At 72.1% G+C, this 22,496-nt stretch carries 15 protein-coding genes; 8 read left to right on the top strand and 7 right to left on the bottom strand.

Annotated elements, in window-relative coordinates; translation table 11 throughout:
- The first annotated feature begins 100 nt into the window (after nucleotides 1–100).
- From ACFWB8_RS23860 to ACFWB8_RS23840, 5 genes are all read left to right on the top strand, one after another.
- On the top strand, nucleotides 101–853 hold the full coding sequence (locus tag ACFWB8_RS23860; RefSeq protein WP_385230532.1) for a GntR family transcriptional regulator: 753 nt from the start codon (nucleotides 101–103) through the stop codon (nucleotides 851–853).
- A 201-nt stretch (nucleotides 854–1,054) separates the two neighbouring features.
- Entirely contained in the window at nucleotides 1,055–1,240 is a 186-nt protein-coding gene (locus ACFWB8_RS23855; RefSeq protein ID WP_385230529.1) for an SPOR domain-containing protein, read from the top strand.
- Nucleotides 1,241–1,278: 38 nt separating this feature from the next.
- A complete protein-coding gene (locus ACFWB8_RS23850; RefSeq protein ID WP_385230526.1) occupies nucleotides 1,279–1,671 on the top strand; it encodes a (deoxy)nucleoside triphosphate pyrophosphohydrolase in 393 nt (130 codons plus the stop codon).
- 249 nt (nucleotides 1,672–1,920) lie between these two features.
- A complete protein-coding gene (locus ACFWB8_RS23845; RefSeq protein ID WP_385230523.1) occupies nucleotides 1,921–2,349 on the top strand; it encodes an ATP-binding protein in 429 nt (142 codons plus the stop codon).
- A 186-nt stretch (nucleotides 2,350–2,535) separates the two neighbouring features.
- The gene (locus ACFWB8_RS23840; protein WP_385230520.1) at nucleotides 2,536–5,121 is read left to right on the top strand and encodes a SpoIIE family protein phosphatase; all 2,586 of its coding nucleotides are present in this window, start codon (nucleotides 2,536–2,538) and stop codon (nucleotides 5,119–5,121) included.
- A gap of 79 nt (nucleotides 5,122–5,200) precedes the next feature.
- Here ACFWB8_RS23840 and ACFWB8_RS23835 read toward each other — a convergent pair whose 3' ends face one another.
- The 7 genes from ACFWB8_RS23835 to ACFWB8_RS23805 all read right to left on the bottom strand — a co-directional run bounded on the left by ACFWB8_RS23835 (nucleotide 5,201) and on the right by ACFWB8_RS23805 (nucleotide 15,264).
- A complete protein-coding gene (locus ACFWB8_RS23835; protein ID WP_385230517.1) occupies nucleotides 5,201–5,914 on the bottom strand; it encodes a PspA/IM30 family protein in 714 nt (237 codons plus the stop codon).
- Nucleotides 5,915–5,949: 35 nt separating this feature from the next.
- Nucleotides 5,950–8,019: a TPM domain-containing protein gene (locus tag ACFWB8_RS23830; protein WP_385230579.1), complete on the bottom strand. Its 2,070-nt coding sequence runs from the start codon at nucleotides 8,017–8,019 to the stop codon at nucleotides 5,950–5,952.
- Nucleotides 8,020–8,125: 106 nt separating this feature from the next.
- Nucleotides 8,126–11,371, bottom strand: coding sequence for a protein kinase (locus ACFWB8_RS23825; protein ID WP_385230576.1), 3,246 nt, complete (start codon nucleotides 11,369–11,371; stop codon nucleotides 8,126–8,128).
- A 45-nt stretch (nucleotides 11,372–11,416) separates the two neighbouring features.
- Nucleotides 11,417–12,193 carry a succinate dehydrogenase/fumarate reductase iron-sulfur subunit gene (locus ACFWB8_RS23820; protein WP_385230514.1) on the bottom strand — a complete coding sequence of 259 codons (777 nt, stop codon included), beginning with the start codon at nucleotides 12,191–12,193 and terminating at the stop codon, nucleotides 11,417–11,419.
- The gene (locus ACFWB8_RS23815; protein ID WP_385230511.1) at nucleotides 12,190–14,094 is read right to left on the bottom strand and encodes a fumarate reductase/succinate dehydrogenase flavoprotein subunit; all 1,905 of its coding nucleotides are present in this window, start codon (nucleotides 14,092–14,094) and stop codon (nucleotides 12,190–12,192) included. The genes ACFWB8_RS23820 and ACFWB8_RS23815 overlap by 4 nt, the downstream gene beginning before the upstream one ends.
- A 1-nt stretch (nucleotide 14,095) precedes the next feature.
- Complete coding sequence (locus ACFWB8_RS23810; RefSeq protein ID WP_385230508.1) at nucleotides 14,096–14,935, bottom strand: hypothetical protein; 840 nt, start codon at nucleotides 14,933–14,935, stop codon at nucleotides 14,096–14,098.
- Between the two features lie 110 nt (nucleotides 14,936–15,045).
- A complete protein-coding gene (locus tag ACFWB8_RS23805; RefSeq protein WP_385230505.1) occupies nucleotides 15,046–15,264 on the bottom strand; it encodes a hypothetical protein in 219 nt (72 codons plus the stop codon).
- A gap of 344 nt (nucleotides 15,265–15,608) precedes the next feature.
- Between ACFWB8_RS23805 and ACFWB8_RS23800 the strand changes: the two genes are divergently transcribed.
- The 3 genes from ACFWB8_RS23800 to ACFWB8_RS23790 all read left to right on the top strand — a co-directional run bounded on the left by ACFWB8_RS23800 (nucleotide 15,609) and on the right by ACFWB8_RS23790 (nucleotide 22,377).
- On the top strand, nucleotides 15,609–18,110 hold the full coding sequence (locus ACFWB8_RS23800) for an ABC transporter family substrate-binding protein (RefSeq protein WP_385230502.1): 2,502 nt from the start codon (nucleotides 15,609–15,611) through the stop codon (nucleotides 18,108–18,110).
- A gap of 317 nt (nucleotides 18,111–18,427) precedes the next feature.
- On the top strand, nucleotides 18,428–20,332 hold the full coding sequence (typA, locus tag ACFWB8_RS23795) for a translational GTPase TypA (protein ID WP_385230499.1): 1,905 nt from the start codon (nucleotides 18,428–18,430) through the stop codon (nucleotides 20,330–20,332).
- Nucleotides 20,333–20,739: 407 nt separating this feature from the next.
- Nucleotides 20,740–22,377: an ABC transporter substrate-binding protein gene (locus ACFWB8_RS23790; RefSeq protein ID WP_385230496.1), complete on the top strand. Its 1,638-nt coding sequence runs from the start codon at nucleotides 20,740–20,742 to the stop codon at nucleotides 22,375–22,377.
- The last annotated feature ends 119 nt before the right edge of the window (nucleotides 22,378–22,496 follow it).

Below are 22,496 nucleotides of genomic sequence, written 5' to 3'. Positions count from 1 at the left end.
CCTGGCTTCATCACTTCGGGTGAAACTCTGGCCCTTGCTTGCGGTGCACAACCGTGGGTTGCCAGGGTGTAGCTGTCTGTCAACCTGATGGGAGTGGCCAGTGACTTTCGGTGAGCAGCCGGCCTATCTGCGCGTCGCCGGGGATCTGCGACGGAAGATCGTCGATGGGTCCCTGCCCCCGCATGCCCGGCTCCCCTCGCAGGCCCGGATCCGCGAGGAGTACGGGGTCTCCGACACCGTGGCGCTGGAGGCGCGCAAGGTCCTCATGGCGGAGGGGCTGGTCGAGGGCCGGTCCGGCTCCGGCACCTATGTGCGCGAGCAGCCCGTGCCCCGGCGGGTCGCCCGCTCCGGGTACCGCACGGGCGGCGCCTCGACCCCCTTCCGTCAGGAGCAGGCGGACGCGGGAGCGCGCGGCACGTGGGAGTCGAGCAGCGAGCAGGCACCGGCGCCCGCGGAGATCGCGGAGCGGCTCGGCATCGAGCCGGGCGAGCGGGTGATGCGGACGCGGTACGTCTTCCGCGACGCGGGGGAGGCGATGATGCTGTCGACCTCCTGGGAGCCGCTCGCCGTGACCGGCCGGACCCCGGTGATGCTGCCCGAGGAAGGCCCGCTCGGCGGTTCGGGGGTCGTGGACCGGATGGCCGCGATCGACGTGGTCGTGGACAACGTCGTCGAGGAGGTCGGCGCGCGGCCGGGCCTGGCGGAGGAGATCAGCCTGCTGGGCGGTGTCCCGGGCCATGTGGTCCTGGTGATCGGCCGCACGTACTTCGCCTCGGGCCGCGCGGTGGAAACCGCCGACGTGGTCGTCCCGGCCGACCGCTACCGCCTCGCGTACCACCTCCCGGTCCGCTGACCCCCGCGGCCCCGCCGATGTCGACGGTGCGCCGGGTCTGAACCGGCGCGCACGGCCCACTCGTACGCATGGCCGGATGCGTACGCCTGGGAGGTATCTCTTCGTGAAAAACCGTATCCGCTCAGTAAAGGTCGGGCGTAAGCTCCGGCATATGCGCAATGCGGTTTCCCGGGCAGGTACGTCGGCGGAGGGTGAAACGCGATGAACGACAGCGGTGCCCTGCTCCCGTGGCTGGTCATACGGCAGGACGACAACGGCAACCGCTACCGGGTGGGCCGGTATCCCACCCGGGCCGAGGCCCAGAAGGTCGTCGAGAAGCTCGACGACCGAGGACACAAGCAGCTCTACTGGGTCGAGCGGGTCGGTCAGACCGCCACTACGAACTGAGCGTCGCAGCGCTCGCAGCGCTGCCATAGGCTCCGTCCATGACTGTACGAGTGGTCGTGGGCGGAGCCCTTTGTCATGAGGGGCGCCTGCTGGCCGCCCGCCGCAGCGCACCCCCGGAGCTGGCCGGCCGCTGGGAGCTGCCCGGCGGCAAGGCCGAGCCCGGCGAGACCGCACCCGAGGCGCTGGTGCGCGAACTGCGCGAGGAGCTCGGGGTGGAGGCGGAGGCACTGGAGCGGATCCCGGGCGAGTGGCCGCTCAAGCCCGGTCTCGTCCTGCACGTGTGGACCGCCCGGCTGCTGTCCGGGGAGCCGGCGCCGCTGGAGGACCACGACGAGCTGCGCTGGCTCGGGCCGCACGAGCTGGACTCCGTGGACTGGCTCGACCAGGACCGCCCGGCGGTCGCGGAGGCCGGGCGCCGGCTGGGCGGCTGAGGCCCGGGGATCCGCCCCGGACCTGCCGGGGATCCGCCCCGGAACCTGCCCGGACCCTGCCCGGGGCCGCACGATCCGGCGCACGGGGGCGCGTGACGCTCGCGTTGTAGGCCGGATGCGCCACAGTGCGCCGGTGCGTGAGAGAGCGAGTGGTACGACGTCGCGAATATCGGGTATGTCGCTATTGCTCCCTATCTCGCCCCCTCTCGCCTCCGGCGAGCCGGACAGGGGTCGCTGCTGGCCCGGGAAGTGATCGGCGTGATCGACACAGACGGTGAATGCGCCGAATGGGCCTTCCCCGCCGAACCGGGCGCGGTCCGCACCGCCCGTCACGCCGTGCGCGGCAAACTCCGCTCCTGGGGCCTCGACTCCGTCGGTGACGTCACCGTCCTGCTGGTCAGCGAGCTGGTCACCAATTCCCTGCGCTACGCCTCCGGCCCCATCGGGGTCCGCCTGGTACGGCGCGATCCGGCCTCCGGGGGCCCGCCCGGGGGTCCGGCACTTCTCGTGGAGGTTTCGGATCCGCTTCCGGATCCGCCCCGCGAACGCGTCGCGAGGCCCGACGACGAAGGCGGCCGGGGGCTGCACCTCGTCGCCGTCTCGGCACAGCGCTGGGGGACCCGGCACGGGAAGTCGGGCAAGACGGTGTGGTTCGAGTTGGCTCTTCCTGGTGAGTAACAAGGGGAAGGGGTGCCGCCGATCACACGGCATGGCCGGAAACTAACGGGACCTTTTCGTGATCGTGAGCGCCGTGCCGTCCGGGGCCGTGGTGCTGAATACTTCGGTCATGGCCGGTCCGGTTGCGGTGAGCTGGAGGGGACGGTCGCGTTGAGCGAGATACCTGCGCAGGCACATCAGGCCCGTGTGCCCGGGGAGACATGGCACGACTCCCTGTGGCACAGCAGCCCGCCTGGCTCGATATATGACTACATAAAGGTCGCTTCGTTTTCGATCGGCCCCGACGGGCTCATCGACCAGTGGAGTCTGCGCGCGGAGGAGCTGTTCGGACTGACCCCCGCGCAGGCCGTCGGCCGCGACCCGGTCGACGCCTTCATGCCGCCCGAACTGCACGCCGACGGACACCGCCGGGTCGCCGAGATCCTCGACGGCAAGGAATGGACGGGCCTGATCCCCTTCCGGTTGCCCGGAGGCGAGGGCGCCCACGGCGTGGCCGAGATCTATGTGATGCCCACCCAGACCGAGACCGCCGAGCGGGCCGCCCTGTGCGTCGTCGTCGACGTACGCGCCCTACGGCGGATCGAATCCGATCTCGCTGCATCGCAGGCCATATTCGGTCAATCTCCCTTCGGCTTCCTGCTCTTCGGTACGGACCTCACCGTGCAGCGCGCCAACCGCCGCTTCGCGACCGTCTTCGGCGGCGCCGTGGAGGAGCACCGCGGCCGCACCGTCCACGACTACCTCCCGGCAGACGAGGCCGACCGGATGGCCGACGCCCTGCGCCGGGTCCTGGAGACCGGCGAGTCCGTCACCGATCTCCGGATCACCGGAGCCGCCCCCGGCAGCCGGGAGCGCCGCCACTGGTCCATCAACCTCTACCGCGTGCACGGCGGCACCGGCCGGCCCATCGGCGTGGCCGGACTCGGCACCGACGTCACCCGCCGCCACCTCGCCGCCCGCGAGGCCGCCGGGGTCCGGCGCAATCTCGCCCTGCTCAACGAGGCCGGCCACCGGATCGGGAACTCCCTCGACCTGGAGACCACCGCGCGCGAACTGCTCGACGTCACCGTCCCCGGCTTCTGCGACCTGGCCGCCGTCGACCTCTACCAGGGGCTGCTGCTCGGCGACGACGACCGGCCCGCGCGGCCGCAGGGGCCCGGCGTACCCTCCCTGCCACCCGGCCTGGACGCCGGGCGGGCGCCGTCCGCGGCGCTGCGGCGGGTCGCCTTCGCCTCGGCGGTGTCGGACGCCCCGCTGTCGGGTCCGGGCGCGCTGGTCTCCGTAGGGGAGGTCCACCGGTATCCGGCGGCCTCGCCGGGCGCGCTGGCGCTGCGGACGGCGCGGCCGCGGCTGATCGAGGGCGGCGGGCCCGAGGACCTCGTGCAGTCCACGCTCGTCGTACCGATGGTGGCCCATGACACCGTCGTCGGACTCGCCCAGTTCTCCCGCACCAAGGGCAGCGAGCCCTTCGGCGAACGCGACCGGGCGGTGGCGGTGGAGCTCGCCGCACGGGCCGCCGTCTGCATCGACAACGCGCGGCTCTACCGCCGCGAGCACGAGCGGGCTCTGATACTCCAGCGCAGCCTGCTGCCTCCCGGCGACCCCGAGGCGGCCGGTCTCGACATCGCCTGCCGCTACCTGCCCGGCAACGCGGCGACCGAGGTGGGCGGCGACTGGTTCGACGTCATCGAGCTGCCCGGCCACCGCACGGCTCTGGTCGTCGGCGACGTGATGGGCCGGGGACTGCGGGCGGCCGTGGCCATGGGCGAACTGCGCACCGCCGTACGGACCCTGGCGCTGCTGGACCTCGAACCGGCGGAGGTGCTGACCGCCCTGGACGAGATCGCCCGCGGGCTGGGCGCGCCCGGCGGCTCCCAGCAGGCCTCGCGGGCCGCACTGCACTCGCGCGACGCCGACCGGTCGGAGGTGTACCTCGCCACCTGCGTGTACGCCGTCTACGACCCGGTGACCCGGCGCTGCACCATCGCCAACGCGGGCCACATGCCGCCCGTACTGGTGGAACCGCCCGACGAGGGCGGTGAGCCGAGGCCCGCCCTGCTGCTGGAAATACCGACGGGGATGCCGCTCGGGGTGGGCGGGGAGCCCTTCGAAGAGGTCGAGGTCGACCTCCCCGAGGGCGCGCTGCTCGCGCTGTACACCGATGGGCTCGTCGAATCGCGCGACCACCCGTTGGAGGAGGGGCTGCGCGGGCTGCGGGAGGCGCTGGCCGATCCGGTGCGGCCGCTGGAGGACGTGTGCGACCACGTCCTGAACACCCTCGACACCCGCCACGGCGAGGACGACATCGCGCTGCTGATGGCCCGCGTCCAGGGCCTGCCGGTGGACGCGGTGGGGGACTGGCAGCTGCCGCGCGAGGCCCGTTCGGTGGGCCGGGCCCGGGAGCTGGCCCGGGCGAAGCTGCCCGCGTGGGGCCTGGAGGGCCTGCTGGACACCACGGAGCTGCTGGTGAGCGAGCTCGTCACCAACGCCCTGCGGTACGGGGAGGGGGAGATCCGGCTCCGCCTGCTGCTGGACCGGACCCTGGTCTGCGAGGTGTGGGACGCCAACCTCGTCCAGCCGCGGCGTCGTCGCGCCCGCGACACCGACGAGGGCGGGCGCGGGCTGCAGCTCGTCGGCCTGCTCTCGGCGGGCTGGGGCACGCGGCGCACCCACCGGGGCAAGACCGTCTGGTTCGAGCTCCCGCTGCCGGGTGCGGCGGCGGAGGCCGTGGCCGAGCTGTCGGCGGAGCAGCTGTTGAGCATGTACGGCTGACCCCCGCCCCCCGCCCCCCGCCCTCCTGCCTCCTCTGCCTCCTGCCCCTTCTGCCCTCTGCCCCGCCGGCGCCGGCCGGCTAGGCAGTGGCCTTGAGCGCGGCGAGCCTCGCCTCGATCTCCGAGGTCTTGCCGAGGTCGTCCAGGGACTCGAACTGCGCGTCCAGGGAGGACGCCGCCAGTTCCTGCTTGCCCATCGCCATGGCCTCCTCCCTGCGCACCTTCTCCTCGAAGCGGTTCAGGTCGCTGGTCGGGTCCATGACGTCGATGTTCTTCACCGCGTCCATCATCGTGTTCTGCGCCCGGGCCGTCTTGGCGCGGGCCACCAGCTCGTCGCGTTTGGCCTGGAGCTCCGTCAGCTTGTTCTTCATCGAGTCCAGCCCCGACTTGAGCTTGTCGACCACCTCGGTCTGCGCGGCGATCGTCGGCTCCGCCGTCGCCGCCTCCTTCTCCGACTGCATCTGGCGGCCCAGCGCGATCTTCGCCAGGTTGTCGAACTTGTCCGCGTCCGCCGTGGCACCGGACGCGCGCAGCTCGTCGGCCTTCCTGCTCGCCGCGAGGGCCTTGCCGCCCCACTCCCCGCCCGCCTCCACGTCCTCCTCGTGGTCCGCCTCCAGCATCCGCAGGTTGCCGATGGTGGTGGCCACGGCCTGCTCCGCCTCCGAGATGTTGTTCGTGTAGTCCCGGATCAGCTGGTCCAGCATCTTCTGCGGGTCCTCCGCCTGGTCCAGCAGCGCGTTGATGTTGGCCTTGGCGAGCTGGGTGACGCGGCCGAGGATGGTCTGCTTGCTCATGGTCGATCTCCCTGGGGTGAAGTGGGGTGAGGGGGTCAGAAGCGGCCGCCGCCGCCCATGCGGCCGCGGGTGCCCCCGCCGCCGAAGCTGCCGGGGCCGCGACCCCCGCCGCTCCCGCCCCCGCCGAAGCCCCCGCCGAAGCCGCCGCCCCCGCCCCGGAGGATCTCGCCGAGGATGATCCCGCCGAGTACGGCGCCGCCCCGGCCGCCGCCGGAGCGCCTGCCGCCGTACGGGTCCTGGTACGCCCGTACGTCATGCTCCGCGAGCTGCTGCGCCTGCCGGGCCAGCGAGTCCGCCTGCTGCGCCTCCGAGAGCGCGCCCGGCGGGTCCGTCGCCGCCAGGGCCGTCGACCGCTCCAGGTGGCGCTGCGCCTCCGCCAGCCGGGTGCGGGCCTGGCTGCCGACCGCGCCCCGGGTGGTGGTGATGTAGTCCGTGGCCGCGCCGATCGCGCTGCGGGCCGAGAGCACGGCCTGGTCGAGGAAGGCCGTCGCACGCTGCCGGCCCGTCTCGCGCTCGCGCGCCCCGGAGAGGGCCTCGTCCAGCGCCGCGTCGGCCTCCTCGACCCGGCGCAGGGCGTCGATCGGGTCGTACCGGCCGGCCGCCTGCTCCTGGCGTACGTCGGCCAGGACCGACTCGGCCCGGCTGATCCGGCCGCGCAGATCCGCCGTCGAGGAGCCCGCCGCGGTGCCGGTCAGCAGCCCGCGGGCGTCCGCGAGGTCCGTGTCCGTCTCGTGCAGTGCGCCGGTCAGCTTCCCGGCCGCCTCCGCGAGCTCCTGCGCCCGCCGCTCCACCGCGTCGACCAGGGTCGCGGCCTGGTCCACCGCGCCCTCGGCGGCCCGGACGTGCACGGCCGCCCTGCCCATCTCCCCGCCGCTGATGGCGGTCCGGGCCTCGCCGAGGTTGGCCGTCACGAACAGCAGCCGGTCCTTGGCCTGTTCGGGGTTGGAGGCCACGGGCGCCGACGCCGAGTCCGCGTACCGCCCGGTCAGCTCGGTCAGTGTCGCCTCCGCCGTCGTCGTACGGCCCGTCAGCGCCCGGAAGTGCTTCTCCACCGTGGCCAGGGCCTGCGGTGCGTTCTTCTCCAGGTCCCGCAGCCGGTCGAAGGCGGCCGACTCGGCATCGAGCCGCCGGTTCGCCTCGGTGCAGCGGGCCACGATCTCGTCCAGCATCCGCCGCCGCGTGGCGTCGTCCTCCGGGTACGCGTCGTCCAGCTGCTGGCGCAGCCGGAACGCGGCCGTCAGCTCGTCCTTCGCGTACGCCACCGCCGTCGTGAAGGTACCGATCGCCTCGTCGCCGAACTGGGCGGAGGCGAAGCCGAGTTCCTCGGTGCTGGTGCGGATCGCGTCGTCGCTCTCCACCAGCAGCGCCTTGGCCTTGGCGTCCAGTTCGGGCAGCGGCAGCGGGGCCGGCGCCCCGCGCGGCTCGCCCCAGCCGGTGGTGCCCGTCGCACGGCCCCCGGCGCCGCCCTTGCGCTTGCGGCGGGTGTACGCGTACGCCCCGAGCGCGCCGGCCGCGCCGACCGCGACCACCGGGAGGACGAAGTCCCCGGCGCCGCTCTCCCCGCTCGCCCCGCCTCCGGGGTCGGCCGGGCCGGGGGTGATGGCGGGCACGGGGATCGGGTCACCGCCGAGCACGGCGCCGTACCCGCCCGCCGCGCCGATGGCCGCGCCCGCCCAGTCGTTCTGCTTCAGGGCCGGCTCGATGGCGCTCTGCGCGACGTCCGCGAGCTGGGCGCTGGTGAAACCGGAGTCGACATCGGCCGAATAGGCGTACTGCCGGGCCCCGGTCCCGACGGCCAGCAGGACGTCGTTCTGGCCGAGGCCGTTCTTCTGCGCGGTCGCGTCGGCCCAGCTCTGCGCGGAGCGCCCGGAGAAATCGCGTACGTACGCCACGAACAGCTGGATCTTGTGGTCGGCGTACAGCTTGTCCAGCGCGGCGGTCACGGACGCCTTGCGGTCGCCCAGCGCCCCCACGCGGTCGGTGATCTGGCCCTGCCGGGACAGCGTCACGGGATCGTCGGCCCGGGCGGGCGGCGCCCCGGCCGGACCCCAGCCGCCGAACGCCAGCAGCGCGGCGGCCAGGACGAGCCCGGCCCGTGCGGATATCCCGGCGGTCGTGAGTCTCTTCGGCCTGCTCCTCGACGGAATCACATGGGGGAGCGTATGGGCGGTTTCCGGCCCCCGCACCCGGAGATCACCCCTGCCAGGGGGCCTACGGCACCGTGACGGCCGTGAGTTCCGGGCCGGGGAAGATCACGTGCTCCCCGATCAGGACCGCGTCCCCCTCCCCGAAGGCCGCGTCGTACGACCGCCAGCGGCGTTTGCCCGTCGCCGGGTCCAGGACCGCGACGTACGGCGGTGCGGCGCCCAGGAAGCTGCGCCGGCCCGGGCGTGTGGCCCGCACGTACAGTCCGCCCGGCCGGACCCCGAGCAGTTCGACGGCGCAGGCCGTCGCGTCGCGCCGGATCAGCGGCTGCCGCCAGCGTTCCGCGCCCGTCGCCGCGTCCAGCGCGTACACCACGTCCCAGCCCGCCGCCGGGCGGTACGCGGCCACGTACACCGTGTCGTGCCACGCCAGCACCCGCGCCGCCGGACTGCCGAGCTCGACGTGCCACAGCTCCCGGCCGGTCGACTGGTGCAAGGCCCGTACGGTGTCCCCGTCCAGTACGTACACCGGCGCCCCGGGTTGCCACGCGTCCTCGGGCGCGAACCCCTTGCCCCGCCACCACGACCACAGCGGCTCCCCGTCCGACAGGCGCAGCCCCCGCCGCAGCGGGCCGTCCACGACGATCACGCACTCGCCGCCGACCGTCAGACTCCGGCCCGGGACGTGCGGCGCCTCGTGGGTCCACAGGGTCTCGCCCGTCGCCGCGCTCAGGGCGGTCAGCCGCTCCGTGCCGCCGTGCAGCACCATGTCCCCGGCCGCCCGCAGCAGCCGCGCCTCCGGCAGGTCCCGCCACCAGCGCACCCGCCCGTCCTGCGGTTCCCGCGCCACCAGCCGCAGCGCGGGCTCGCCGTCGCGCCGCACCGCGACGCAGACCGTCCCGGCATCGGCCGTACAGCTCACCTCCGCCGGCCGGCCGGGCAGCGGGGCGGACGTGCCCTCGTCGGCGATCGCCGTCCAGCGGGTCGCCCCCACGTCGGCCCGTACGCAGCCCACTTCGGCCCCCGACCGCCACACCACTCCGTCCCCGGCCGCGTACAGGGCGTCCGGCCGGGCATCGGTGTGCCACGCGTGCGCACCGGGTTCGCCCGTGACCCACGGCGGCCGCCGGACCCGGGACCCGGCGCTGACCGCGACCGCCGTACCGAGCGGCGGGGGGCTGCCCGGATCGGCCGCCGCCTCGGGCAGCCAGGGCGAGCTGCCCGTCGCCGCGCATTCCAGGGCGATCCGCGCCAGGGCCCCGGCCCGCTCGGCGGCCTCCGGCAGACTCCGGGCCCGCTCCGCGCGTTCGAGCGCCCGCGCCGGATCCAGCGGCGGCCGGGAGCCCTGCTCCACACCGGCACGGGCCGCCGCGACCGAGGCCAGCGCGTGGTCGGCCTTCTCGTCGCCGGCCGCCTCCAGCCGGCCGCGGAGCAGGCCCGAGGCGCGGGTGAGCAGCCGCTCCGACTCGACGAGCCGGCCGCGCCCGGCGTGCCGGGCGGCCTCCTCCCGCAGCCACGAGGCCCGCTCCTCCAGCACCCCGGGGAGTTCCTGCTCGGCCTGTGCGAGCGCCTGCGCCGCGCCGGCCATGTCCCCGGCGGCGGTACGGTCCCGCGTGACCTGGCACAGGGCCAGCAGCCGGGCCCCCGCGGAGCCGATCCGCTCGCTGAGCCGCAGGGCGGCGGGCAGGTCCCGCGCCGCCAGGGCCAGCACCATGTCGTACGTCGCGGTCGCGCGCCGGCCCGCGTCCTCGATGCCGGACAGCTGCCGCTCGGCCTTCCAGGGGTCGGCCACGGCAACGGCCATGTCGATGCGGGCCCGCAGCCGGCTCCCCACGGGGCCGTCCGCGAAGTGGTACCCGGCGATCTGCGCGGCGTGCTCCGGCGCGACCCCGGCCAGCTCCTCCGCGACCGCGAGCAGCGGGCCGCGCCGGTCGGGGCCGAACACCGTGAACAGGGCCTGCTGCGCGTCGGTCAGCAGCCGCCGCGCCCGTGCGGGGCAGTGCCCGGCGGTGTCCCGGGCCAGGGCGGTCAGCAGCCGGGCCGCCCGGGCCCCGTCGCCCTGCGCGGCCGTCCACGCGCAGACCTCGGCGTCCGCGAGGAGCCGGCCGGCGAGTCCCGCGTCGTAGCGCGCGGCCGCGTCCGCGGCGACGGCCAACACCTCGACCCGCGCCTCCGCGTCCGCGGGCAACGCCCGCAACGTCTCCTCCACCTCGCGCAGCAAACCCCCCACGACCCCCCGCGCCACGGCGGTCACACCGCCGGCCACAGTGCCGTCGCCGTCGCCGGCCTCGTCCCGGTGCCCGTCTCCGCTCCCGGCCGCAGCCCCGACCCCGGCCGGGACCTCGGCCCCGCTCGCGGTCGCGCTCGCGCTCCCGCCCGTGGCCGGCGGTGCGGTCACGCTCCCGCCCGTGACCGCCCGGCCCACCGGTTCCCCGGAACGGTCCCCGGCCCCGGCCCCGGCCCCGTCGCCCGGTGCGGTCAGCCCGCGCAGGGTCTTCGCCACCGCCAGGGCCGACTCCGGCCGGTCCGCCGGGTCCTTCGCGAGCAGCGCCCGCACCAGCCGCTCCAGCTCCGGCGCCACCGGCGCACCCACCTCGCGCAGCGGGAGCGGAACCTCCTCGATGTGCCGGAGCATCAGTACGTACGGCCCCTCGGCCTGCCCGTACGGCGGATCCCCGCTCAGCAGCGCGTACAGCACGCACCCCAGCGCGTACAGATCGCACCGGGCGTCCACCCGCTCGCCCCGCCACTGCTCGGGGGCCATGTACGGGGGGCTGCCGAAGATCCGCCCGGTCACCGTCCAGCCCGCCGTCGCGTCCGAGGAGTGAGCGATGCCGAAGTCGCAGATCTTCAGCCGCCCCCCGGGCAGCAGGAAGAGATTGGCGGGTTTCAGATCCCGGTGGATGACGGCCTGCTCATGCGCGGCGGCCAGCGCCTCGGCGGTCTGCGCCGCCAGCCCGACCGCGACGTCCGCCGGCAGCCCGCCCCCCGCCCGCGCCAGCACCGATGCCAGGTCCTCGCCCGCCAGCAGTTCCATCACGATGAAGAGCCGGCCGTCCTGCTGCCCCACGTCGTGCACCACCGTGATGCCCGGATGCTGGAGCCGCGCCCCGATGGTGGCCTCCCGCCGGAAGCGGGCGACCAACTCCTCGTTCGTCGCCGCCTCCAGCAGCACCTTGACCGCCACCGCCCGGTCCAGCGCGGTGTCGTGGGCCCGCCACACCTCGCCCATGCCGCCCTGCCCGAGCCGCTGGTCCAGCCGGTACCGGCCGGCCAGCTGATCCCCCACCCGCACCGCGAAGCCCCCTGACATCACGTCAACGACGTATCCAGGGGGCATTGTCCACCGCGAAGTGAACTACAGGGGGTCGCTGCGCCGCCGGATTTTGTCGCCCAGCCAGACCAGGGGGTCGTACTTGCGGTCCACGGCCCGCTCCTTCAGCGGGATCAGCGCATTGTCGGTGATCTTGATGCCCTCCGGGCAGACCTCGGTGCAGCACTTGGTGATGTTGCAGTAGCCCAGCCCGTGCTCCTCCTGGGCCGTGCGCTTGCGGTCCAGGCCGCTCTGCGCCGCCGCGTCCAGGGGGTGCATGTCCAGCTCCGCCACCCGCATCAGGAAGCGGGGCCCGGCGAAGGCCGTCTTGTTCTCCTCGTGGTCACGCACCACGTGGCAGGTGTCCTGACACAGGAAGCACTCGATGCACTTCCTGAACTCCTGCGAGCGGTCCACGTCGACCTGCTGCATCCGGTACTCGCCCGGGGCCACCCCCGCCGGCGGCACGAAGGCCGGGATCTCGCGCGCCTTGTGGTAGTTGAAGGACACGTCGGTGACCAGGTCCCGGACGATCGGGAAGGCGCGCAGCGGAGTGACGGTGATGGTCTCGGACCGCTCGAAGGTGGACATGCGCGTCATGCACAGCAGCCGAGGCCGTCCGTTGATCTCGGCGCTGCACGAACCGCACTTGCCCGCCTTGCAGTTCCAGCGCACCGCGAGGTCCGAGACCTGGGTGGCCTGGAGCCGGTGGACGATGTCCAGGACCACTTCCCCGTCGTGCACCTCCACGGTGAAGTCCCGCAGCTCGCCGCCCTCCGCGTCGCCCCGCCAGATCCTGAACGCGGCATCGTAGGTAGTCACTCGTAGAGCTCCTCTTCGGCGAGGTACTTGACCAGCTCTTCCTTCTCGAAGAGCGCGAGCAGGTCGGGTCGGATGGGGTCGGTGCGGACGCGGGTCAGCTCGATCCGGTCGGCTGCCGGGTCCGCGGGGGCGGGGTCGACGGGCCGGCACAGCAGGTTCACCGGGCGCCAGGACCGCTCCATGGCCGGGCAGTCCTCCCGGGTGTGGCCGCCGCGGCTCTCGGTGCGCTCCAGGGCCGCGCGGGCCACGCACTCGCTGACCAGCAGCATGTTCCGCAGGTCCAGGGCCAGGTGCCAGCCCGGATTGAACTGCCGGTGCCCCTCGACCCCGGCCCGGGACGCCCGTACGCGCAGGGTCGCGAGCTTCTCCAGCGCCTCGGCCATCTCGCCCTCGCGGCGGATGATCCCCACGAGGTCGTTCATGGTCGTCTGGAGTTCCTGGTGGAGGCTGTACGGGTTCTCCGCGCCCTCGGCGGCGTGGAACGGCGCCAGCGCCTCCGCGGCCGCCTCGTCCACCCGGGCCTGGTCCACGACGGGGAGCCGGCCCGCCTCCGCGGCGGCGTACCGCGCCGCGTGCAGCCCGGCCCGGCGGCCGAAGACCAGCAGGTCGGAGAGGGAGTTGCCGCCGAGACGGTTCGAGCCGTGCATGCCGCCCGCCACCTCGCCGGCGGCGAACAGCCCCGGGACCCCGACCGTGGCGGCGGTGTCCGAGTCGACCGCGATCCCGCCCATCACGTAGTGGCAGGTCGGGCCGACCTCCATCGGCTCGGCGGTGATGTCCACGTCCGCCAGCTCCTTGAACTGGTGGTACATCGACGGCAGCCGGCGGCGGATCCGCTCCGCGGGCATCCGGGTGGACACGTCCAGGAAGACCCCGCCGTGCGGGGAGCCGCGGCCCGCCTTGACCTCGGAGTTGATGGCCCGGGCCACCTCGTCGCGGGGCAGCAGCTCGGGCGGGCGCCGGTTGTGGTCCGGGTCCTCGTACCAGCGGTCGCCCTCCTCCTGCGACTCGGCGTACTTCTCCTTGAAGACGTCCGGGACGTAGTCGAACATGAACCGCTTGCCCTCGGAGTTGCGCAGCACCCCGCCGTCGCCGCGGACCGACTCGGTGACGAGGATGCCCTTCACCGACGGGGGCCAGACCATGCCCGTCGGGTGGAACTGCACGAACTCCATGTTCAGCAGGGGCGCGCCCGCGAGCAGCGCCAGCGCGTGGCCGTCGCCCGTGTACTCCCAGGAGTTCGAGGTGGTCTTGAAGGACTTCCCGATCCCGCCCGTGGCCAGCACCACCGCGGGGGCCTCCAGGACGAAGAACCGCCCGGATTCGCGCTCGTAGCAGAAGGCCCCCGAGACCTTCCCCCCGTCCTTCAGGACCCGGGTGACCGTGCACTCCTGGAAGACCTTGAGCCGCGCCTCGTAGTCCCCGTACTCCTTGAAGTCCTCCTGCTGGAGCTGGACGATCTTCTGCTGGAGGGTGCGGATCAGCTCCAGGCCGGTCCGGTCGCCGACGTGCGCGAGGCGCGGGTACTCGTGTCCGCCGAAGTTGCGCTGGGAGATCTTCCCGTCGGGAGTGCGGTCGAAGAGCGCCCCCCAGGTCTCCAGCTCCCAGACCCGGTCCGGGGCCTCCTTGGCGTGCAGTTCCGCCATCCGCCACTGGTTGAGGAACTTGCCCCCGCGCATCGTGTCGCGGAAGTGCACCTGCCAGTTGTCGCCCTCGTTGGCGTTGCCCATGGAGGCGGCGATCCCGCCCTCCGCCATCACCGTGTGGGCCTTGCCGAAGAGGGACTTGCAGATCACGGCCGTACGGACGCCCCGCTCCCGGGCCTCGATCGCGGCCCGCAGGCCGGCGCCGCCCGCGCCGACGACGACCACGTCCCACTGCTGCCGTTCCACTTGAGCCATCTCAGAAGATCCTCGGGTCGGTGAAGGCGCCGCTGGCCAGCAGGTACACGTACAGGTCGCACAGGGCGACGCTGATCAGCGAGGCCCACGCCAGCAGCATGTGGCGGGAGTTGAGGCGGCTGACCCAGCCCCACAGGCGGTAGCGCACGGGGTGCTTGGAGAAGTGCTTCAGGCGGCCGCCCATGATGTGCCGGCAGGAGTGGCAGGACAGCGTGTACGCCCAGATCAGCACGATGTTGGTGACGAACAGCAGGGTGCCGAGGCCCATGTGGCCCCACTCGTAACGGTCGTTGCGGAAGGTCAGCACGGTGTCGTACGTGAGGATGCCCGCGACCGGCAGCGCGGCGTAGAAGAAGTACCGGTGCACGTTCTGGAAGATCAGCGGGAAGCGGGTCTCACCTGTGTACGTGGCGTGCGGCTCGGCGACGGCGCAGGCGGGCGGCGAGGCCCAGAAGCCCCGGTAGTAGGCCTTGCGGTAGTAGTAGCAGGTCAGCCGGAAGCCGAGCGGGAAGACCAGGATCAGCAGGGCGGGGGACAGGCCCCACCAGGAGCCGAACAGGTCGAGGTTGGGGCCGCCGCGCATCGTCTCGCAGTTCTCCGCGAGACACGGGGAGTAGAACGGCGAGACGTACGGGGCCGCGTAGTAGTCGGCGTTGGCGAAGGCCCGCCAGGTCGAGTAGACGATGAAGGCGAGCAGTCCGGCAGCGGTGCCGGCGGGGGCCAGCCACCACCGGTCGGTCCGCAGGTGCCGGGCCGCGATGGCGGCCCGGGAGGCGTCGTGGACGCCGTCGGGCCGCTGCCGGGGCCGGTTGGAGGGTGGCAAGTCCGTGCCTGTGGCCAAGAGGGACTCCGGGTGGAGTGATGAGGGGTGGCCCAGGAGACCCGGCCGCCGTGGACGGCGGCCGGGCCAGATGGGGGAGCGGGTCTGCGGCTCGGGCGGGGTCGCCGGCGTCAGGGGGCGTGGCGGTCGCGCGCGCCCAGGCCCTCGTCGTCGGTGTCCGTCCACAGCGCGTTGTCGTACGGGGTGTCCGGGATGGTCACCATCCGGGACGGATCCGGCGCGGCCGGCGTCGGCTTCTGCCGCTTCGACTGCTGTTCCAGCTGTTCGACCTTGCGGGTCAGCTCGTCCAGGTTGCGCCGTACGGCACTCAGGTCGTCTTGCAGGGACATGATTTGCCCTCACTTCCGCGGGTGCGGTGGCAACGCTCATGTGCGCCTGCGAGTGTCGCGCCTCCCGTCCCCGGTTGTGAAGGGACGTGCAGGAATTGCGGGCGCGCAGGCGTGAATCGTGCGCCCCTCCCTGCACCCCATTCTCATCCCTCTCCCGGGGGAACGCAGGTTGCCGTGCAAGCGGGATTGGTCCGCACGGGTGGGGTTCGCGGCGTGGCGTGGGGCCGGTGCGAGGGGCGCGGCGGCCCGTCGATTTCAGTGGGTTTCGACATCCAGTGTGATCAGCTCCATATACCGCCGAACGTGATCAAGCTCCCCCACGCCCTGCCCCGGAGGTACCACCCATGTCCCAGAGAAGGCGCAGGTCCTTGGCGCTCCTCACCTCGGGAGTCCTCGCACTGCCGCTGCTCGCGGGCTGTGGTGCAGGTGAAGACGAGGGCGGCCCGGCCGCCGCGGGCCAGGACATCGCGACCACGACCCGCGACAAGGTGGCCGACGGCGGCGTGCTGCGCTGGGCCGTGGACACCCTCCCGGACACCCTGAACACCTTCCAGGCGGACGCGGACGCGACCACCAACCGCATCGCCGGGGCGGTGCTGCCCCAGCTGTTCGTCCTGGACGCCAAGGGCCGGCCGGTGGCCAATCCCGACTACCTGGAGAAGGCGGAGGTCGTCGCGCGGGAGCCCAAGCAGGTCGTCGTCTACAAGCTGAACCAGCAGGCGGTGTGGAGCGACGGCCGGGAGATCGGCGCGGCCGACTTCGTGGCGCAGTGGCGGGCCCTGAACGGCAAGGACTCGGCGTACTGGACGGCGCGCAACGCCGGCTACGAGCGGATCGAGAAGATCGAGCGCGGCAAGACCGACCTGGAGGTCAAGGTCACCTTCGTCAAGCCGTACGCCGACTGGCGCTCCCTCTTCAGCCCGCTCTACCCCAAGCAGGTCACCGGCACCCCGGACGCCTTCAACGAGGGGGCGCGCGGCACCCTCAAGGTCACCGCCGGGCCCTTCGGCCTCGGGGCCATCGACAAGAAGACCGGCACCGCCGCCCTGACCCGCAACCCGCGCTGGTGGGGCCGGCCGGCCAAGCTGGACTCCCTGGTCCTGACCGCCGTGCCCCGGTCCGAGCGGCCCGCGGCGCTGGCGGCCGGGAAGGTGGACCTCGCGGAGATCGACCGCTCGGCCGCCGACCGGATCACGCTGGCCCACCGCGACGCCGCAGGGTCCGCGGGCGGCGCGCACGGCCCGGCCGCCTCCCTGTCGGCGGCGCAGGCCACGCTGTCGTGGGCGCGCGCCTTCGGCGCCGACGAGGGCGTGGCCAAGACGGAGCAGGAGACCCGCCAGAAGAACGCCGACGCGGTGAAGAAGTACGCCGCCGAGCAGCAGGGCCTGCGCGCCTTCACCGTCCGCAAGTCCCTGGAGCCGGCCTACACGCAGCTCGCCCTGAACGGCGCCTCCGGGCCCCTCTCGGACGAGCGGGTGCGCCGGGCGGTGGCCCGGGCGCTGGACCGCCGGACGCTGGCCGAGATCGTACTGAAGCCCCTCGGCCTCCCGGCGACCCCCGTCGGCAGCCACGTGGCGCTGGCCGGGCAGCGGGCGTACGCCGACAACAGCGACGCACTCGGCGGCCAGGACACCCAGGCGGCCCAGGCGCTGCTCGCGGACGCGGGCTGGCGCCGGGGCGGCAAGATCACCCAGCCGGCCGGTGCGAAGGCGGGCTCGGAGAGCGAGAAGACGGCGGCGGACGACTCGAAGACCCCGACGGGGCCGGGCACCGGCAACGACGGCCTCTACATCGTCGGCCAGGACGACGAGCGCAACGGCGACGACAAGCCCCCGGCGGCGGCCAGGCCGGCGGCGGCCAAGCCCGCCTCCGGACCGGTCGCCCGACTGTTCGCCGGACCCCGGGGGTCCAAGCCCGCGGCGCGGCGCTTCCACATCGGCGACCAGGAGGGCCCGGAGAGCCTCATGGGCTCGGACCTCCCCGAGGGGCTCTACGCACCCGACGGGGAGATCGTCGACTCCGACCGCTTCGCCCAGGGCGCCCAGCCTTCCCCGGTGCTGGCCCCCGCCCCGCTGGCGGCGCAGCAGCGGGCCCTGATCCTCACCCAGGCCGAGACGGCGTCCGCGGCGGCGGCCGCCGACGACGTAGCCGACGACGTCCCCGCCGTCGACGACGGCAAGCGCAGCCCGGCCCGGGACGCCGAGGCGGCGGCCGGGCCCGCCCCGGCCAGCCCGGCCCCGGCCAAGCAGGCCGTCCGTACCTCCGGCTCGATGCTGGCCAAGGACGGCAAGCCGCTCACCCTGCGCTTCGTCCTGCCGTCGGGCCCCGGCTCGGAGTCCCTGCGCACGGTCGCCGAGCGGATCGCCCAGATGCTCCAGAAGGTCGGCGTGAACACCGAGCTGACCAAGGTGGCCGACGAGAGCTTCTTCAAGGACCACATCGCCTCGGGCCAGTACGACCTGGCCCTCTACTCCTGGCCGGCGACCGCCTACCCCGCCACCGACGCCCGCCCCATCTTCGCCAAGCCGGAGCCGGCCGCCGACGGCTCGCTCCTCGTCGAACAGAACTACACCCGCGTCGGCACCGACCACATCGACCAGCTCTTCGACGAGGCGGTGTCCGAGCTGGACGAGGACGAGTCCCGCGAGCTGATGCGCAAGGCGGACGCCCGCATCTGGGCCGCCGCCGGATCCATCCCGCTCTTCCAGCGCCCCGAGCTGGTCGCCGTCAAGCCCGCGCTGGCCAACGCGGGCGCCTTCGGCCTCGGCGCCCCCCGGTACCAGGACATCGGCTGGAAGAAGCCGCCGACCGCGAAGGACGCCGGGAAGGCCGAGAAGAAGAAGTAGTGACAAACGGGTGCCAGACAGGTTGACCTGCGCCCCGCAAGCTCAGATGTGACTCAAGTCCCTTGCCCGCCGGATCGTCGGCGGGCAAGGTCGTGGATGCCCGTTGACCCGCATGAACACTGGCATCACCCAGAGCCGGGACCCCCCACCCCGCACCCGGCTCTCCTCATTCGTCCGGCCTCTTGACAGACCCCCCGGCAGGCGGTTCCCGCCACGCGACGTACGATGGGGTAAGGCCGTGGCAGGTTTTCGCCCGGTCGAGGCGCGCGTGCCAGGCCGTACGCGTCGCCATCCACGATCCCGGGAGAAGCGCCGAAGTGCCCACGCGCCACGACATCCGTAACGTCGCCATCGTCGCCCACGTCGACCATGGCAAGACGACCATCGTCGATGCCATGCTCAAGCAGGCCGGTGCCTTCGCCGCCCACCAGCACCTCGACGACCGCATGATGGACTCGAACGACCTGGAGCGTGAGAAGGGCATCACGATCCTCGCCAAGAACACGGCGGTGAAGTATCACCCCAAGGACGGCGGGGCCCCGATCACGATCAACATCATCGACACCCCCGGCCACGCCGACTTCGGTGGTGAGGTCGAGCGCGGTCTGTCGATGGTGGACGCCGTCGTTCTGCTGGTGGACGCCTCCGAGGGTCCGCTGCCCCAGACCCGCTTCGTCCTGCGCAAGGCCCTGCAGGCGAAGATGCCGGTCATCCTCTGCATCAACAAGACCGACCGCCCGGACTCCCGGATCGACGAGGTCGTCAACGAGACGTACGACCTGTTCCTGGACCTGGACGCGGACGAGGACCAGATCGAGTTCCCGATCGTCTACGCCTGCGGCCGTGACGGCGTTGCCTCGCTGACCAAGCCGGAGGACGGCACCGTCCCGGCCGACAGCGACAGCCTGGAGCCGTTCTTCTCCACCATCCTGGAGCACGTCCCGGCCCCGGTGTACGACGAGGAGGCGCCCCTCCAGGCCCACGTCACCAACCTGGACGCCGACAACTTCCTCGGCCGCATCGCGCTCGTCCGCGTCGAGCAGGGCGAGCTGCGCAAGGGCCAGACCGTCGCGTGGATCAAGCGTGACGGCTCGATTTCCAACGTCCGCATCACCGAGCTGATGATGACCGAGGCGCTCACCCGCAAGCCGGCCGAGGTGGCGGGCCCGGGTGACATCTGCGCGGTCGCCGGATTCCCCGAGATCATGATCGGCGAGACCCTGGCCGACCCGGAGAACCCGATCGCCCTGCCGCTGATCTCGGTGGACGAGCCGGCGATCTCCATGACCATCGGTACGAACACCTCCCCGATGGTCGGCCGCGGCGGCAGCGGCAAGGGCGCGGACGCCAAGTCCGCGGTCAAGGACCGCAAGGTCACCGCCCGTCAGGTCAAGGACCGTCTGGACCGCGAGCTGGTCGGTAACGTCTCGCTCCGCGTCCTCGACACCGAGCGTCCCGACGCCTGGGAGGTCCAGGGCCGTGGTGAGCTCGCGCTCGCCATCCTGGTCGAGCAGATGCGCCGCGAGGGCTTCGAGCTGACCATCGGCAAGCCGCAGGTGGTCACGCAGGAGATCGACGGCAAGGTGCACGAGCCGGTCGAGCGCATGACGATCGACGTCCCCGAGGAGCACATGGGCGCGGTCACGCAGCTCATGGGCGTCCGCAAGGGCCGCATGGACAACATGTCGAACCACGGCTCCGGCTGGGTCCGCATGGAGTTCGTCGTCCCGTCCCGCGGTCTCATCGGCTTCCGTACGGAGTTCCTCACGGGCACGCGCGGCACCGGCATCGCCCACTCCATCCACGAGGGTCACGAGCCGTGGTTCGGCCCGCTGGTCACCCGTAACAACGGTTCGCTGGTCGCGGACCGCGCGGGCTCGGTCACGCCGTTCGCGATGATCAACCTGCAGGAGCGCGGCGTCCTGTTCACCGACCCCGGCACCGAGGTGTACGAGGGCATGATCGTCGGCGAGAACTCGCGCTCCGACGACATGGACGTGAACATCACCAAGGAGAAGAAGCTCACCAACATGCGTGCGGCTTCCGCGGACAACACCGAGAACGTGGTGCCGCCCCGCAAGCTCTCCCTTGAGCAGTCCCTGGAGTTCTGCCGCGACGACGAGTGCGTCGAGGTGACCCCGGAGGCGGTCCGCATCCGCAAGGTCGTCCTGGACCAGAAGGACCGCTCGCGCACCGCGTCGCGCGCCAAGTCCGGCAAGTAGCAAACCGCCACACTCCGCAACAGCCCCTCCCGTCACGGACTCCGTGACGGGAGGGGCTGTTCGCTTTTGTCAAGCGGATTTATGCGTTCAGGTGTCCGCATACCGACCGTGACACTCCGGAAGGTGAGCTAACCGTCCGTTTCGCACGTGTCTGTCTCCTATCCGTTTGTCCGGATTTCGGGTTTTCGACACAAGACGATGTTGTGAAAACGAGACCACTTAAGTGTGGTTTACGGTCATGGCTTCCCTGAGGATGGCTCCATTGAGCTCGGGTCAATGGGTCACACGCTGTGGGGAGCGTCGACTCACGAGCACACTCAAGGCACCTGTCCAACTCGCCGTCAGGGGTGTCGGCGAAACGATGGGTGTCCTTCACATCAGACAGTGGACTCATGAGGAGGAAACCCATGCGCGGTGCCAAGAGCGCCAAGTGGGTAACGGGCGCGATTGTCGTCGCCCTGGCTGCGACCGCCTGCGGTGGCGGCGACAAGGGCGACGCTGCCGGCAAGGGTGAGGTTGACCCGAACGGTATCTACTCGGTCGAGGTGGGCGAGCCGGAGAAGCTCCTCCAGCCGGCCGACACGATGGAGTCCAACGGCTCCATCGTCATGTCCGGTCTGTTCTCGCAGCTCGTCGACTACGACGCCGACGGCAAGCTGACGATGGTCAACGCCGAGTCGGTGCAGAGCACGGACTCCAAGCTGTGGACCGTCAAGCTGAAGCCGGGCTGGAACTTCCACGACGGCACCAAGGTGACCGCCGAGTCCTACGTCAAGGCGTGGAACTGGGCCGCGAACATCGACAACAAGCAGGGCAACGCGTCCTGGTTCGCGGACATCAAGGGCTTCGCGGCCGTCCACCCCGAGGCCGAGGGCGCCAAGCCCACCGGCACGGCGATGGAGGGTCTGAAGGTCGTCGACGAGAACACCTTCACCATCGAGCTCGCCAACGCCGTCCCGTACTTCGCGTACAAGCTCGGCTACGAGGTCTTCTCCCCGCTGCCGGAGTCCTTCTACAAGGACCCCGCGGCCGCCGGTGAGAAGCCGGTCGGCAACGGCCCGTACAAGTTCAAGTCGTGGGAGCACAAGAAGCAGATCGAGCTCACGCGCTTCGACGAGTACAAGGGCGAGAACAAGGCGAAGAACGGTGGTGTGATTCTCAAGAACTACTCCACCCTCGAAACCGCCTACGAGGACCTGAAGTCGGGCAACGTCGACGTCCTGCGTCAGATCGGCCCGAAGGACCTCCCGGTCTACCGCGCCGACCTCGGCGACCGCGCCGTGGACCAGGCGTACTCCGCGGTCCAGACCCTGGCCATCGCGTTCTACGCCGACCAGTGGAAGACCCCGAAGGCTGTCGACCCGAAGGTCCTCCAGGGCCTGTCGATGGCGATCGACCGCGACACCATCACCAAGACGGTGCTCCAGGGCACCCGCGAGCCCGCCACGGGCTGGGTCGCCAAGGGCGTCCTCGGCTACACGCCGAACGCGACCGGTGACACCACCAAGTTCAACCCGACCAAGGCCAAGGAGCTCATCACCGCCGGTGGTGGCGTTCCGAACAACGAGATCTCCATCCAGTTCAACTCGGACGGCGGTCACAAGGAATGGGTCGAGGCTGTCTGCAACAGCATCACCCAGGCCACGGGCGTCAAGTGCACCGGTGACGCCAAGCCCGACTTCCAGGCCGACCTCCAGGCCCGCAAGTCCAAGCAGGTCAAGTCGATCTACCGCTCCGGCTGGGTCCTCGACTACCCGGTGAACGCCAACTTCATCAGCGACCTGTTCCGCACGGGCGCCGGTGGCAACCAGGGTGGCTTCTCCAACCCGGAGCTGGACGCGAAGATCGCCGCGGCCGACACCGCCGCGAGCCTGGACGAGTCCGTGAAGGCCTACCAGGCCATCGAGAAGGACCTCGTCAACTACATGCCGTCGATCCCGCTCTGGTACTACAAGGTCAACGCGGGCTTCTCGGAGAAGGTCCAGAACGTGAAGTACGCCCAGGACGGCGACCCGATCCTCGAGGGTGTCGAGGTCAAGAAGTAAGTCCTCACGCGTAATTCCGCTCGAAACGGATGTGGGCCGGCGGGGAGCCGGTCCACATCCGGGCCTACATGCAGCGCCCGGGGGGCCCTTTCGCGACGCAGTGACGTTTCGTCACGCGC

This window comes from Streptomyces sp. NPDC060031, from assembly GCF_042736805.1.
GTDB lineage: Bacteria > Actinomycetota > Actinomycetes > Streptomycetales > Streptomycetaceae > Streptomyces.
The sequence above is the reverse complement of the archived record's forward strand: the minus strand, read 5'-3'. Positions and strand labels throughout refer to the sequence as shown.

Excerpts from the sequence above, each read along its gene's own strand:
- ACFWB8_RS23855 (WP_385230529.1), top strand. The coding sequence starts at position 1,055 with ATGAACGACAGCGGTGCCCTGCTCCCGTGGCTGGTCATACGGCAGGAC.
- ACFWB8_RS23850 (WP_385230526.1), top strand. The coding sequence starts at position 1,279 with ATGACTGTACGAGTGGTCGTGGGCGGAGCCCTTTGTCATGAGGGGCGC.
- ACFWB8_RS23835 (WP_385230517.1), bottom strand. The coding sequence starts at position 5,914 with ATGAGCAAGCAGACCATCCTCGGCCGCGTCACCCAGCTCGCCAAGGCC.
- ACFWB8_RS23825 (WP_385230576.1), bottom strand. The coding sequence starts at position 11,371 with ATGTCAGGGGGCTTCGCGGTGCGGGTGGGGGATCAGCTGGCCGGCCGG.
- ACFWB8_RS23815 (WP_385230511.1), bottom strand. The coding sequence starts at position 14,094 with ATGGCTCAAGTGGAACGGCAGCAGTGGGACGTGGTCGTCGTCGGCGCG.
- ACFWB8_RS23805 (WP_385230505.1), bottom strand. The coding sequence starts at position 15,264 with ATGTCCCTGCAAGACGACCTGAGTGCCGTACGGCGCAACCTGGACGAG.
- ACFWB8_RS23800 (WP_385230502.1), top strand. The coding sequence starts at position 15,609 with ATGTCCCAGAGAAGGCGCAGGTCCTTGGCGCTCCTCACCTCGGGAGTC.
- ACFWB8_RS23790 (WP_385230496.1), top strand. The coding sequence starts at position 20,740 with ATGCGCGGTGCCAAGAGCGCCAAGTGGGTAACGGGCGCGATTGTCGTC.